Here is a 15490-nt window from a genome sequence, read left to right as displayed (position 1 = left end):
GAATATGGAATTTACAACAACGGTTATTATTCCCAACTATAACGGGCTTAAGTTTATGGATGAGTGCATCGGTGCGCTGAAAGCCCAGACTTACAGGAATTTTAAAATTCTGGTTGTGGATAACGGGTCCTCCGACGGAAGTGTGGAGTGGCTTAACGAACATCGGATTGAAACGGTTTTCCTCAGTGAAAACATGGGATTTTCCGGTGCGGTCAACATCGGCATTAAAGCGTCGGATACACCTTACGTGCTTCTTCTGAATAACGATACCAGGGTGGATGAATATTTTGTCGCCGAGATGGTCAGGGCTGTTTCGTGTTCACGGAAGGTTTTTTCCGTCAGCAGCAGGATGATTCAGATGTACCATCCGGAGCTTATGGATGACGCCGGTGATATGTATTCTCTGCTCGGCTGGGCCTACCAGCGTGGAGTCGGCCAGGACGTAAAACGTTACCGGAAACCGTGCAGGGTATTTTCGGCCTGTGCCGGTGCGGCCATTTACCGCCGGGAAGTATTTGAACAGATTGGTTATTTTGATGAGATGCACTTTGCCTACCTGGAAGATATCGACGTGGGATACCGGGCAAAAATTGCCGGATATGACAACATATACTGTCCTCAGGCGGTTGTGTACCATGTGGGCAGCGGAACCAGCGGTTCCAAGTACAATTCTTTTAAAGTGAAGCTGGCGGCACGGAATAATGTTTATTTAAATTATAAGAATATGCCGTGTTTGCAGCTTTTGATTAATGCGGTTCCGATCGCAGCGGGGACGTTTCTCAAGTATCTGTTTTTTAGAAAACTGGGATATGAAAAGGATTATCTGGAAGGCCTGAAAGAAGGTCTTAAGACGGCACACACCTGCAGGAAGGTGAAATACAGGCCGGAAAACCTGAGGCACTATCTTACAATCGAGATGGAGCTGATTGCCGGCACGTTCGTCTATGTATATGAATTTGCCGTCAGAAGACGAAAGAAAAAAATGGCGAAAGTTGAGGTGTCTTAATGAATTATGAGGACGATGAGCTGGAGCGCATGAGGGCCCGCAGGGAGCAGAGACGTGCTGCCGAAAAACGTGGTTCCGGGCACAGCACGGAAACGAGGCGCAGTGCGTCGGACAGCGGTGACGCTTTCCGATCCGGATACAGCGGGCCCAGGGGAAGCAGAGGAAGCTCCGTACGCGGAAGTAAAACCTCGGGTTCTTCCGGACGCGGACGCAGAGAACAGAAAGTAAATAACAGAAAGAGAAGACCCGATAAGAAAAAACGCATCATGATCATTGCAGCGGAGATTCTGATTCTCCTCGTTCTGGTAGTGGGCGCTGCAGGATGGTACATATACGAAAGAACGTTTGGTTCCCTTCAGGTGATTGACTTTAATGAGGAGGAAGTACAGAACTTAAACCTTACCCAGGATCAAATTGAAGGAATGAAAGGTTATCTGACCATTGCCTGTTTTGGCGTGGATTCCAGGAATGTCGGCGGTAAGATGAACGTGGGAAAAGGCACTAACGCGGATGTTAATATGATCTGCAATGTCAATCTGGAAACAGGGGAGATAAAACTCGTTTCCGTATTCAGGGACACTTATCTGAATGTAAATGATAAAAACTCTTATAATAAGATTAACTACGCTTATGCACAGGGAGGACCGGAACAGGCGGTAAAGGCTCTGAATAAGAACCTGGGCCTCAATATGACCCAGTATGCCACATTTAACTGGAAAGCAGTGGCCGATGCCATCAATATTCTCGGAGGAATCGACATTACGCTCAGTGAGAATGAATTCTCCTGGATTAATGCATATATTACCGAGACGGTAGAAGAAACGGGAATTTACTCCACCCATCTGAAAAAAGCCGGCGACGTGCATTTGGATGGCGTTCAGGCCGTAGCTTACGGCCGCTTGCGTCTGGGAGATACGGATTATGCCCGTACAGAGCGTCAGCGTATCGTCCTTAACAAGGCATTCGAAAAAGCGAAGAAAGCGGACTGGGTTACTTTAAACTGTGTAATTGAGACAGTTATGCCCCAGGTGGCTACGAACCTCACTCTTACGGATCTGCTTCCTCTTGCCAGGAATATTACCACCTATCACATGGGTGATACCTATGGATTCCCGGCGGCCAGAGGGGAGATGGATATCGGAAAAGTCGGAGACTGCGTTGTACCGCAGACGCTTGAATATAACGTAAAGGAACTTCATAAATTTTTATTTAATGTGTCGGACTACCAGGTACCGTCCAATGTTAGCCAGTACAGCGAACACATTGCCAGTGTGTCAGGCATGTATAATCAGGGAAAACTGATTGGGCACGTGCCGATTGACCAGGGAGTGAATGCCCGTTCCTATGTCAAGAAAAAGGCACAGAAGCAGGCAAATAAGGCGGCTGCGGAAGCGGCGGAGAAGAAGGCGGAAGAAGATGCCACGAGGGAATCATCCACGGAAGAGACCGATGAGACCGACGAGTCTTCCACCGATGAGAGCGGAACGGCAGACAGCAGTGAGTCCAGCACGGAAGAAAGCTGGGGTGATTGGCCCGACTGGCCCGACTGGGATGACGATGACAATGAGGGCTATGGACCGGGCAGTGTAGGCCCGGGAAGCGGTCCAGGATCTTCCACAAGGCCATCAAGTTCTTCGAAGCCCGGCTCCGATAAGACGACGGAGGCGGATCCGGACGGCAATGCAACCGGACCGGCAGCGACGGGCCCGGGAAATTCAACGGTAACCAAACCGGGAGAGACAAAAGAGAACAACAGTAAGCCGACGGCAGAGAGTTCTGTTTCACCGAACAGCAATCCGACATCGGGCGGCAATTCTCCTTCGGGGAACAATTCCCCGTCGGGCGGCAATTCTCCTTCAGGAAATAATTCCATGTCAGGCGGTAACTCTTCCTCAGGGACGAATACGGTTTCCAACCAGTCGCCCGGCGGAAACGGTCCGTCAGGACCGGGAGCCTGAGAAAAAAGAATGGCGGTGAAAGGTCCATACAGTGTACTTTTCACCGCCTTGATGAATAACAGCAGGATCTAGGTGAGATACTATGATAAAAGATAATCAGAAACGTCTGAATAATTTCCATGTGGTATTGGATGCCATTGTAATACTGCTTTCCTATGCCCTGGCTTGGTATATTCAGATTGGAAATCCATGGTTTGGTGTGACGCCTCACAATAAACAGGTAATGGCGGTCGTATACCTGATGACTGCCGTGGTTATTGTGCCGTTTTATCTGATACTCTATGCTTTTTTTCATTTATATACACCGAAGCGGGTGCAGGGGCGCAGGCTTGAGCTGGCGAATATTCTGAAAGCCAACACAATCGGCCTTCTGATCATTTCACTGTTCCTGTTCGCCCTCAGGAAAAACCCATATTTTATAAACTTTTCCGGCTCCATGCTGGTAGTCTTCTTTGTAATCAATGTAATCAGCGAAGTCCTGGTCAGGAATATTCTGCGCAAGGCGCTTCGTTCCATGCGTTCGAAGGGATACAACCAGAAGCATCTTCTCCTTGTGGGGTACAGCCGCGCGGCCGAGGGATTTATCGACCGGGTGAATGCAAACCCCGAGTGGGGGTACAAGGTCAGGGGAATTCTGGACGATCACGAGGAATGGGGCAGGGAATATAAGGATGTGCGGGTCATTGGTAAGACAACTGATTTGGATACAATTCTTGAACTTAATACCCTGGACGAGATTGCCATCACGCTGAGCATCAAAGAGTACGGTGATTTGGAGAGAATTGTGGCCGTTTGTGAGAAATCAGGCGTTCATACGAAATTTATCCCGGATTACCACAACTTTATTCCGACAAAACCGTTTATGGAGGATCTTCAGGGCCTTCCCGTCATCCATATCCGCCATGTCCCGCTGACCAGTCTGATGAATGCGACGGTAAAGCGGAGTGTGGATATTTTCGGAGCGCTGGTGGCCCTGGTTTTATTCTCACCGTTTATGCTTCTGACCGTAATCGGGATCAAGATAACATCCCCGGGACCGGTTATTTTCAGCCAGGAGCGCGTCGGACTTCACAATAAACCTTTTAAGATGTATAAATTCCGCTCGATGACGGTTCAGCCCGCGGTCAAGGAAAAAAGCCAGTGGACAACGCCGGGGGATCCGAGGGTTACCTCCATCGGCCGGTTTATCAGAAAGACAAGCATCGATGAGATGCCACAGCTGTTTAATGTCCTCAAAGGCGATATGAGCCTTGTCGGACCAAGGCCTGAGCGGCCGTTCTTTGTGGAGAAGTTTAAAGAGGAAATCCCGCGGTATATGATTAAGCACCAGGTAAGGCCGGGAATGACCGGCTGGGCTCAGGTCAACGGATACAGGGGAGATACTTCGATTACGAAAAGAATTGAACACGATCTCTACTATATTGAGAACTGGACCCTGGGATTTGATTTTAAAATTTTATTCCTGACATTCTTTAAGGGATTTATCAACAAGAATGCATATTAGTATATATTTGAGAAGAGGTCAGCTGCATGGGATATGATGACGAGGTGGACCGCTCCAGAAACAGGAAGAGCCGGGCCAGACAGCCTGTCAAACGGACGGGGGACAGGGAAATTGAACAGAGAAAACACAGAGAGCCTGGGTATTCACAGCCTGGGCTTAACCTGATCACAGATACATTTACGGACGGAGGCAGCCGCAGGCCGAACTATGACAGGCCGAATTACGACAGGCCGAATCATGAGAGGCCAAACCGCGGCAAGCCGAGTCAGGAGCAGGAAAGCCGGAAAAAAAGCCGCGGCCGGAAAGAGGCACCGCAGGAAAAAGATAAGGGAAGACGCCGCGGTGAGCCGGAAAAGGGCGGAGGAATTTATAATACTCCTGCCAGGAAAAAAGCGAAGAAGCGGAAAAGAAAGATTGTTATTATTCTCTTTGAAGTACTGATCCTCCTGAGCGTCATTGCCTTTGCCGCATATTCCTATGTGGACAAGCGGCTAAGCGGCATGTCGAGGCTTCAGTGGAATCCGGACGAGATTAAAAATATTGAAATCTCACAGGAAAAGCAGGAGCAGATGAAGGGGTACTGGACGATTGCCGTCTTCGGCGTTGACAGCCGTAATTCATCGGTGGGTAAGGGAAACAACTCGGATGTAAACATGATCTGCAATATTAACATGGATACGGGTGAGATTAAGCTGGTTTCCGTTTTCCGTGATACGTACCTCAACATCAGTGACAAAAATTCATACAATAAAATCAACGCGGCATACCTGCAGGGCGGACCTGAGCAGGCTGTAAAGGCTCTGAACAAGAACCTGGATCTGGATATAGACGATTACGCTACATTTAACTGGAAGGCGGTGGCGGATGCCATCAATATCCTGGGTGGTATCGATGTGGAGATAAGTAAGGCGGAACTTTACTATATTAATGCCTTCATCACCGAGACGGTCAAGGCGACGGGAGTTTATTCCGTCCATCTGAAGAAGACGGGAATGAACCATCTGGACGGTGTCCAGGCCGTGGCCTACGGAAGACTCCGCCTCATGGATACGGATTATGCCAGAACGGAACGGCAGAGGAAGGTTATTACCCTTGCATTTGAGAAGTTTAAAAAAGCCGACTGGTCTACAATCAACAATGTCATACAGACCATATATCCGCAGGTTTCGACCAGTATTCAGCTTAGTGACCTGCTTTCGGTAGCCAGGACATTGCCAAAGTTCCATATGAGCGATACCATCGGATTTCCCAGCGCCAGAGGGGAAGCCAAGATGGGGAAAAAGGGAGACTGCGTCATCCCGCAGACTCTTGAGAAAAATGTAATCGAACTCCATAAGTTCCTGTTTGGCGATGAGAACTATGTGCCAACGGATACGGTAAAGAGCATCAGCAGGAAAATTATTTCCGATACGGGCCTTGCGAAGGAGGCCAAGCCTGCCGGTGACATGGGAACGGGCGGCGGCCAGGTTCCGAAAACGACGGCGGCGGATGAGACGAAAGAGACAAAGGAACATGGAAGCGATATTACAATTGAATCCGGGGAGAGTGAGCACGGCACCCACGGAATGGACGAATCGTCATCCTCGGGATATTACCCGGGCAGGCCTACGGAGGCTGAAACGGATTCCCAGGGAAATATGATATTCCCGTCAAGGGAGAATGAGAGCAATCCGTCAAGACCCTCGGAAAGGCTTATGGAGACAGAGACAGGAAGCGTTATGAGGCCGGGAACGACGGAAGAAAGCACACATCCGGGCACGGAGGGCATGGGCGGTTACTACCCGGGAGGCGGCAACGGCAATCATAATGCGCCGGGAAGCGAAACGTCACCGGGCTACAATAATGCGCCGGGAGGTGGAGCGTCCAACTCCCAGAACCAGAATCAGGCGCCGGGAAGCAATACGGACACGGGTGTGATTCTGCCGCCGGGAACGGGCACGGGAAGTGGAAACGGCAGCAATTATAACACACCGGGTTCGAACAATTCCGGGAACAACGTGGAATATTCGGGCCCGCCGGGATATTAGAGTTTCAGATTATAACAGAATTGTATTGTGATAGAACCGTATTATATTGTAACAACGACAGCGCCCCTGCGGGACAGGTTATCAGAAAACCGGCCCGCAGGGGCGCTGTTTTTTATTTTTCGTCACACACCTGAAAAATGTAAAACTTCAGATAATAGGAGGATTCATCGCCGGACCAGAGAATCGGATGGTCTGCCGCCTGTGTCCGATATTCCACCTGGCGGAGACGTTTGTGGACGCTTGTGGCGGCCTCCCGGATGGTTTTTGTAAAAAGCTCCGGATTCATGAAGTGGGAGCAGGAGCAGGTAGCGAGGAATCCTCCGTCTTTTACCAGTTTGAGTCCTCTCATATTGATTTCCCGGTATCCCTTGACCGCATTCTTGATGGAATTTCTGGATTTCGTGAAGGCGGGAGGATCCAGAATAACCACGTCAAACTTTTCCCCCTTTTGTTCCAGCTCAGGTAAGAGTTCAAACACATCGGCGCAGAGGAAGGAGGCGGTTTTGGATACGCCGTTTAATTCGGCATTCTCCCTCGCCTGTGCGATTCCCAGCTCTGAGGCATCCACACCAAGGACCTCTTTGGCTCCCGAGACCGCTGCATTTAAGGCAAAGGAGCCGGTGTGGGTGAAACAGTCCAGGACACGTTTTCCCTTGCAGAGTTTCTGGATGGCCAGACGGTTATATTTCTGATCCAGGAAAAAACCGGTCTTCTGTCCGTCTTTCACATCGACATAGTAGCGCACCCCATTTTCTTCAATCTCCACGCGGGTGTCGAACGGTTCTCCGATAAATCCCTTATACCGTTCCATACCCTCCTGAAGCCGTACCTTGGCGTCACTGCGTTCATAGATGCCCCGGATGCGGATTCCGTCTTCCAGAAGCACTTTTTTGAGGATGTCCAGGATGATGGGTTTTAAGCGGTCGATGCCGAGCGCCAGTGATTCCACAACGAGGACATCGGTAAATTTATCAACCACGATACCCGGCAGGAAATCGGCCTCACCGAAAATAATGCGGCAGCTGGAGGTGTCCACCGTGGCTTTCCTGTATTCCCAGGCATTTCTGACACGCATCTCGATAAATGCATTGTCAATCACCGTATCTTTCCTGCGCGACATCATGCGGACGGTCAGCTTGGAGCGGGTGTTAATAAAACCGGTTCCCAGGACATAACCGTCAAAGTCCAGCACTCTTACCATGTCCCCGTTTTCAAACTCTCCCTCAATCCGTTCTATTTCATTATCATAAATCCACATTCCGCCTGCCTTCAGGGAACGGGCTTCACCTTTTTTTATATGGACTACTGCCTGTTCATTCATATCGTTATCCCTCTTTCTTTTATCGTTTTGTTACAAGTATACAGGAGTGGGAAATGGGTGGCAAGCAGAAATAAGGATTTAGTTGAGATGCGAGGACGCCTCTGTAAGACGGCGGATGGGGGAGTGGGAGGTTGGATATGAGTCTTCAGTCCCGGTTTGTAGGTTGTGGTGAGGGGGAATCCGGAGAAAGACTTTCCTGCGGGGACACGCTCCCGCTTGTGAAGCGCACAGCGGATGCTAAGCTCGAAAGGACCTCGCTAAGCACCGGCGGGCTTCAAGGTCACCCTTCGGAAAGTTTTTCTCCTCCTTCCCCCGGGCAGGTTGTCGACGGGACTGAAGACTCAGGGAAGGTTGTTGCCCCGTCCGCCGGCTTCAGGGCTGATTGTCTCTTTCGTCAAGTAAGGGGGGAGGTATTGTCGTGTCCACTATGTAGTCGTGAATCTTTTACTTTATGAAGGTATTTCGGGCTGGATTCAGAGAAAAATCCAAAGCGAAACTTAATGATGAATCAAAAAATTCAATAGTTATTTAAGGATAGGTCATGCGCTAAAGCTCTGATTCATCAATTGAATACCATACAGGGGGCATTCTCCTGGAATTCGAGGAAACGTAGTGGCAGCGACAATACCTCCCCCCTTTGAAGGAATAAGAACAAATCAGCGGCCGCAGGCCGGGGTTCGGGATGGCGAAAACCTTCGCGTCTTCAGTCCCGGACATAACCTTCCTGTGGGGAATCCGGGAGAAAAAGATTCCGCAGGGAACCTGGAAGTCCATCAGTACTTAGGCGGCGTATTTGGGCGCCTTAGTACTGCTATGCACTTCAAAGAGCGCAAGCGTTTCCCGCAGGAACTTTTTCTGCCCGGATTCCCCACCCGCGACAACCTGCAAGCCGGGACTGAAGACTCACAACCTCCCTCTCACCATCCCGCCCCCCGACCTAACGGCGGCGTTCTCATTCCTCAATTAAATCCTTATTTTATGGCTGAATAATAAAAAAAATTATAAAACATAATTTGGTGATATTTTCTTCACACTTCCATCACAAATAGCTGATAGACTAAGCCTTGTAAAGAGATAAATACAGAAAAAACGATAGAAAAATAGAAAACAGAGAGGAGACATGATTATGTATAATGAAAATGAACATGACAATCGCCAGGGCAATGGTTTGGGTCCGGAACACAATCCTGACAATGATTTAAATTATACGGAAGGAGCTTATGCCGACAGTAATTCTTCCAGGAGGCCGGAGAACAGTTACGGAGGCTACCACGATTCCAGATATATGGGAAATGCCGGAGGTTCTGATGGAAGGTATTCTGGAAATACCGGAGGTCCTGACAGGAGCTATATTCCTCAGGAACCAAACCGCGGTCACAGAAAAAGCGGCCGTATGGCAAAGCGGTTCGCAGGGATTGCGGCGGCGGGAATCCTTTTCGGCTGTGTGGCCGGAGGGACGATGGCGGGTGTGAATATCCTGGCCGGGCGCATGACGCAGGAGACGGTGCAGAGCAGCGAGGCGGCCGCTCCTTCGACACAGGCTACGGCGGAACAGCCAACAGCAGCGGCAGTGCCTGTGTCCACGGGCAATGATGTGTCGGCAATTGTTGACAAGGCAATGCCGTCCGTCGTAGCCATTAATAATAAGATGATCTACACACAGGAAGACTGGTTTTTCGGAAAACAGTCCTACGAGGTGCCGAGCAGCGGTTCCGGTATCATAGCGGGCCAGAATGATTCGGAACTTCTGATTGTGACGAACAATCACGTGGTAGAAGGTTCAGAGGAGCTTTCCGTTACATTTATCGATAATACAACGGTGAAAGCAGCGGTCAAGGGTACGGATTCCGATTCGGACCTGGCGGTAATCGCGGTCAACCTTTCCGACATTCCGGAGGAGACAAGGGGCAAAATCCAGCCGGCCACACTGGGCGATTCCGATACACTGAAACTGGGCCAGGGAGTTGTTGCCATCGGCAATGCACTCGGCCAGGGCCAGTCCGTGACGGTAGGTTATGTAAGCGCACTGAATAAAGAAGTAACCATCGGCGGAGTGGACAGGACGCTCCTTCAGGTGGATGCGGCTATCAACCCCGGCAACAGCGGCGGAGCGCTCCTTAACATGCAGGGCGAGGTGATTGGCATCAACGCCGCCAAATATGCGGATACGGATGTTGAGGGTATCGGTTATGCCATTCCAATTTCTTTTGCAAAGGACATCATTGACGACCTGATGACAAAGACGACCAAGATCACAGTGGATGAGGATCAGCAGGGGTACCTGGGAATCCAGCTTCAGAATATCGACAGCAGAATGGCACAGGCATATGGAATGCCGGAAGGAATCTATGTGTATAAGATTGTGGAGGGCGGAGCTGCGGCCAATTCCGACCTGCGTGAGCGCGATATCATCACAAAATTTGACGGTGAGACGGTTAAGACGGGAGACGAGCTTCAGAAGATGCTGACCTACTACAAGGGCGGCTCCAATGTAACTCTTACGGTACAGAGCCTGGAAAACGGAGCCTATGTTGAACGGCAGGTACAGATTACACTGGGCTTCAAAAAAGACAGCCAGAAACAGGAAGTACAGCAGAACTAAATGAAACAGTTCACGCTTTGCCGCCAGACTGTGTGCGGTGAAGCATAACAATTAAACATACACTGAAAGAACAGCGGGGCCGCTGTGCACGGAACAGGCAGAATGTGAAAAGAACATTTTACCTTCCGGGCATGGCGGCCCTCTGCGTGCGCAGCAGCTTTTTTGCCCGTTTCAGCGACTTGAAAATTCCAATTGGCCAACGGGGGAACGGGAACGGCCGGCCGGTGGCCGCCCCCCCTGTAACAAAAACTTTCCAATGACTTTTCAGGGTAAATATTGTATACTGAGAAGCAGGGCGGATACTTTAACTGCGGTAGCTGCCGAAGGATGGAGGAACGTATCATGATGGAAGAAAACAGAGCGAAAAGTCTGGCTGCGCTTACTGCGCCGCTGCCGGAGGATATAGAGAAACTGAAATGGCACGGGGATTTTAACAGAGCGCTCCGTCTGATTGAAGCACGCCTTAAAAAGGATTTGCCGGAGATGTTGAAGGAAAGGCTCAGGCTGGAACGCGAAATAATAAGCCGGCTCCCCCTGCAGTACCCATATACCACGGAGCAGGCCATGGAGATTGCGGTGGAAAAGGTCGGGGAATTTACGGCGGAGGAACTGGAAGCTCTAATTGACGACAATGCCATTGACTGGATGTTTATCGAGGGAGAGAGAAGGATTAAAGACGATTTCTTTGACAACCTCGTAAAAACAAGGGAAGATATCAGGGATCGCGTCTATGACAAGTCTCTTTTAGAGGATGGGATACAGGAAGGAATTCTCAGAGATAAAACGGTGAAAAAGATGAAAGAATCGGGAGGCCTTGCCTGCTATTTTCATATCAGGACCACGATGAAGCTCAGGGAAGATGCTGCGGAGCAGGGGAAAAAGATAAGGGTCTACCTGCCGATACCGCTTGAATATTCCCAGGTGAGAAATTTCAGGCTTCTTTACACATCGATGGAACCGCTCTGTATCGCGCCGCCGCTCTGGCCTCAGAGGACGGTCTGCTTTGAGGCGGAGGCCGGAAAGGATCACTGTTTTTCCATCGAATATGAATTCGAGAACCATATGCCCTATATAGCCCTGGATAAGTCATACGCCGGAGGCGGGAAGGCAGACGGGGAGAAGACTCACCCCGACAAAAGCAGGCTGAAAGACTGGCTGGGGGAACAGATCCCGCAGATCCGGTTTACACCGTTTCTTAAGAGCCTGGCCGGGGAGATCACAGGGGAGGAAACAAATCTGCTGCGTAAAGCGAAACTAATATATGATTACATTACTTCGCATGTGAATTATTCCTTTGTCCGCTCTTATTTTACCATAACCGACATTCCGGGATATGCGGCTTCGGGGCAGAAAGGCGACTGTGGAATCCAGGCTCTCCTGTTTATTACCCTTTGCAGGATTGCAGGTATTCCGGCCAGATGGCAGGCAGGTCTTTACGCCAGTCCGCGGGATATCGGCTGCCACGACTGGGCGCAGTTTTATATTGAACCTTACGGCTGGCTATATGCGGACTGCTCATTTGGCGGAGGTGCATACCGCGACGGTAAGGAAGAGAGAAGGGAATTCTACTTTGGGAACCTGGATCCCTTCAGGATTCCTATGAATTCAGAATTCGGCTGGCAGTTTATGCCGCCGATGAGATGGCATGGAAGCGACCCATACGACAATCAGATGGGGGAAGCAGAGTATGAGGACAGGGCGCTGGTTTACGGAGAATTTGAGACGCTCCAGGAAATAGTGGAAATCAGGGAACTGTAAAGATAGAGAAACGAATTATGCATTTACAGACAGGAGGAAACAGACGTTGGAAGACAGAGAAAAAGATAAATTGGAAGAGAGCATGTCCACGGAACATGATAACGGTACGTCGCAGGATGTGGAAAACAGCGTAAACCGGGAGACGGTTCCGGGAAAAGAGAACCATTCCGACAGCGACGACGATTATGAGAAAATCTGCTACGTGTGCCGCCGGCCGGAGAGCAAGGCGGGAACCATGATCACAATGCCGGGCGGGATGAATTTCTGCCACGACTGCATGCAGAAAGCATTTGATTCCGTAACACAGAGCGGATTTGACTTCAGCAAGCTGCAGAATATGCCGTATATGAACATGAACCTCAACGATCTTCCGAACATGGACGGCCTTAATATGGAGATTCCCAAAAAGAATAAGGTGAAGAAGAAAAAAGAAGAAGAAAAGCAGAAAGCGGATTTCAGCATCCGCGATATTCCGGCTCCCCATGTGATTAAATCACGCCTTGACGAGTACGTAATAGGCCAGGAGAAGGCAAAAAAAGTGATTTCCGTGGCCGTCTACAACCATTACAAGCGCGTTCTTCTGCAGAACGGCACACCGAAAGAGGATGGGGAAGAAAAGGATGTCCTGATTGAGAAGTCCAATATCCTGATGCTGGGACCTACCGGAAGCGGCAAGACATACCTGGTAAAGACGCTGGCCCGCCTTCTGGATGTGCCGCTCGCCATTGCCGACGCCACGTCACTTACGGAGGCAGGCTATATCGGCGACGATATTGAAAGTGTGGTTTCCAAGCTTCTCTCGGCGGCGGACAACGATGTGGAGAAAGCGGAACACGGCATTATCTTTATCGATGAGATCGACAAAATTGCGAAAAAGAAGAATATTACCAACCGTGACGTCAGCGGAGAATCGGTACAGCAGGAACTTCTGAAACTTCTGGAGGGGAGCCAGGTGGAGGTACCGGTGGGCTCGAACCAGAAGAATGCCCTGACGCCGATGACGACGGTCGATACGAACAATATCCTGTTTATCTGCGGCGGAGCATTCCCGGATTTGGAAGGGATTATCAAGGAACGTCTGACAAAATCCACGACGATGGGATTTATGGGAGAGCTTCGCGATAAATATGAATCGGATCCGAACATACTCTCCAAGGTGACGACGGAAGATCTGCGCGCGTTTGGAATGATTCCCGAGTTCCTCGGCCGTCTTCCTATCGTGGTGACGCTGCAGGCGCTCACAAAGGAGCTGATGGTCCAGGTCCTGAAAGAGCCGAAGAATGCAATCCTTAAGCAGTATATTAAGCTCCTGGAGCTGGATGAGGTGAAGCTTGTATTTGAGGATGAGGCGCTGGAGTGGATTGCAGAGGAAGCGCTTAAGAAGGAAACGGGAGCCCGCGCACTCAGAGCGATTATCGAGGAATTTATGCTCGACATCATGTATGAGATTCCGAAGGACTCCAATATCGGCTCGGTTGTTATAACGCGGGCCTATCTGGAAAAGAGCGGCGGGCCTATGATTGAAATGAGAGGATAAAGGTTTTACAGCACGACAGTCCGGCCGTAAAGCGAACTTCAATACGGCTACAGCCTCAACTGCAGGAACGAATTATAGAGATCCAGCATCCCATATCCCCATTCCCTGTTCGGGTAAATGAAATTGGGATTCCGGCGTGCGCCGCGGATCAGCATGGATTTGGCCGAGGTGGTGTTGATCGTGAGATCATTATTGCCCGTGATGGCCCATGAAAGAAGGTTGGCTGCCGCGCCTGCCATATGGGCCGCTGCGACGGAGGTGCCGGTTGCCGTCAGGTTGCCGGGAACGTTGACGCTTACTCCCGGTGCGGCAAGGTCGGGTTTAATTGCGCCGTTTCGCGTATAACCTCTGCTGGAATGAATGTAGATGCTGTTGTTACGGTGGTTATAGGCGGCTGCGGTGATGACGACGGCCGAATTTCCCGGATCGGTGATAATCGTGTTGGGATCGGGGCGCAGGAAAAAGGTGTTATTCGAAATAAGACCTGCGGCCGGGAGCCAGATATGGTATTCCCCCTGGATAACCAGGGCATTGTGAACCCTGATTTTCCAGATACCCGGTGTGGGAGACTGAAAACGCATCAGGATGAGCTGACTGCCGGTTGCGCTTTCCGCCCCGCTGTAACTTAAGTAGATGACCGTGTCTTCCAGAAGAAAGGTGAGCCGGTGTTCTACGGGCGAAGTATTCGGAACCCGTGGAATCTGTTCCCCGGTCGGGGAAATAAAGGAAATGGAATACAGTTCGGATTCTCTGGCCCACAGTTCCATGGTAAAACCGGGTTCATTGGCGCCTACTCGCAGCTCCACCTCCTCAAATTCCTCTTCGGAAGAGATATGGCCGAGAAAGTGATGGCCCAGACCGGTTTCATTGCCTCCTGCCACAACGCTGATTTGGCCCACGTTGTTGCTGGTGTCATTTAAGAAACGCGCCAGAGGGGAGGATCCGCTGTGGCTTCCCGTGTTGGTTCCAAGCCCCAGGACCGTAGTAAGCGGAAGAAGATAAGTTCTGGCCAGAATTCTCAGGTATTTAATGCCGAGCATAATGTCGTTTTCCTGAAAAGCGATGGCATCCTCGGTGATCATGTAAAAATCTCTGAGATATTTTTTTGCCGGTTTCAGTTTTACGATTGCAAATCTGCATTCGGGCGCGGCTCCGGTAAAATTTTTAGCGGGAACCTGATTGCCGCCGGCTATGGCCGCCATAAACGTCCCGTGGCCGTTGGTGTCTACCGAGGGGACGATCGAGAGCGGATTCTCGCTTCTCAAAGCTTCATTAATCTGTTCTTCCGTGTATGCGGTTCCATAGCGTATATCTTCTACAATATCGCCGGTCTCAATTCCGGGGCCTTCTATTGACTGATCCCAGATTCCAACGATTCTTGTAGAACCGTCGGGATTTCTGAAAAGTGGATTTTGATAATCAATTCCGGTATCGATAATGCCAATCAATGTTCCGCGCCCCTTGAACGCAAGCTGCGGCTGATCAAAGGTCTTTAAAATACCGGCGCTCTCCATATTGGTGGAATCCAGCAGGGTATAAAGGCTTGGGATCGCGTCGTATCCCATCCTCTCGGTGGATATCGGTTCCACTTCAGAGAGCGGACGGTAGATAATAACAAACTGGTTATTGACAAAATCAAAACATAAATCTTCACCTTCCAGGATGGAAAGAGGAGAGAATACATAGAAACGCTGAATAAAATCGGCAATGGATTCGGATGCAGGATTTTCAGTGCACGGCATGAGAAATTTCCTTAAATTGTTTTTATTAATATATG

General features: G+C 50.1%; 9 protein-coding genes. 7 read left to right on the top strand and 2 right to left on the bottom strand.

Annotation, left to right across the window (positions count from 1 at the left end; translation table 11 throughout):
• Nucleotides 1-4: 4 nt before the first annotated feature.
• The 4 genes from V3C10_19150 (at nucleotide 5) to V3C10_19135 (ending at nucleotide 6495) form a co-directional block, all read left to right on the top strand.
• Complete coding sequence (locus V3C10_19150; protein WVP61399.1) at nucleotides 5-1006, top strand: glycosyltransferase family 2 protein; 1002 nt, start codon at nucleotides 5-7, stop codon at nucleotides 1004-1006.
• Nucleotides 1006-2964, top strand: coding sequence for an LCP family protein (locus V3C10_19145; GenBank protein ID WVP61398.1), 1959 nt, complete (start codon nucleotides 1006-1008; stop codon nucleotides 2962-2964). Before V3C10_19150 ends, V3C10_19145 begins: the two co-directional genes overlap by 1 nt.
• Nucleotides 2965-3046: 82 nt before the next feature.
• Nucleotides 3047-4468, top strand: a complete 1422-nt coding sequence (locus V3C10_19140) for an undecaprenyl-phosphate glucose phosphotransferase (protein ID WVP61397.1) — start codon at nucleotides 3047-3049, stop codon at nucleotides 4466-4468.
• A 26-nt stretch (nucleotides 4469-4494) separates the two neighbouring features.
• Nucleotides 4495-6495 carry an LCP family protein gene (locus V3C10_19135; protein ID WVP61396.1) on the top strand — a complete coding sequence of 667 codons (2001 nt, stop codon included), beginning with the start codon at nucleotides 4495-4497 and terminating at the stop codon, nucleotides 6493-6495.
• Between the two features lie 112 nt (nucleotides 6496-6607).
• Here V3C10_19135 and V3C10_19130 read toward each other — a convergent pair whose 3' ends face one another.
• Nucleotides 6608-7816 carry a class I SAM-dependent rRNA methyltransferase gene (locus V3C10_19130; protein ID WVP61395.1) on the bottom strand — a complete coding sequence of 403 codons (1209 nt, stop codon included), beginning with the start codon at nucleotides 7814-7816 and terminating at the stop codon, nucleotides 6608-6610.
• Nucleotides 7817-8942: 1126 nt separating this feature from the next.
• On the opposite strand from V3C10_19130, the gene V3C10_19125 reads away from it, so the two are divergent.
• The 3 genes from V3C10_19125 (at nucleotide 8943) to clpX (ending at nucleotide 13713) form a co-directional block, all read left to right on the top strand.
• Entirely contained in the window at nucleotides 8943-10418 is a 1476-nt protein-coding gene (locus tag V3C10_19125; protein ID WVP61394.1) for a trypsin-like peptidase domain-containing protein, read from the top strand.
• A gap of 342 nt (nucleotides 10419-10760) precedes the next feature.
• Nucleotides 10761-12176 (top strand): transglutaminase-like domain-containing protein, encoded by a 1416-nt coding sequence (locus V3C10_19120; GenBank protein ID WVP61393.1) that lies wholly within the window; start codon nucleotides 10761-10763, stop codon nucleotides 12174-12176.
• Nucleotides 12177-12222: 46 nt separating this feature from the next.
• On the top strand, nucleotides 12223-13713 hold the full coding sequence (clpX, locus tag V3C10_19115; GenBank protein ID WVP61392.1) for an ATP-dependent Clp protease ATP-binding subunit ClpX: 1491 nt from the start codon (nucleotides 12223-12225) through the stop codon (nucleotides 13711-13713).
• Between the two features lie 47 nt (nucleotides 13714-13760).
• Here clpX and V3C10_19110 read toward each other — a convergent pair whose 3' ends face one another.
• Nucleotides 13761-15455 (bottom strand): S8 family peptidase, encoded by a 1695-nt coding sequence (locus tag V3C10_19110; GenBank protein WVP61391.1) that lies wholly within the window; start codon nucleotides 15453-15455, stop codon nucleotides 13761-13763.
• Nucleotides 15456-15490 lie beyond the last annotated feature (35 nt).

Origin of the sequence: [Clostridium] symbiosum, from assembly GCA_036419695.1 — a bacterium.
GTDB lineage: Bacteria > Bacillota > Clostridia > Lachnospirales > Lachnospiraceae > Otoolea > Otoolea symbiosa_A.
Note: the sequence above shows the minus strand (reverse complement) of the source record. Positions and strands in the feature narration are given on the sequence as shown.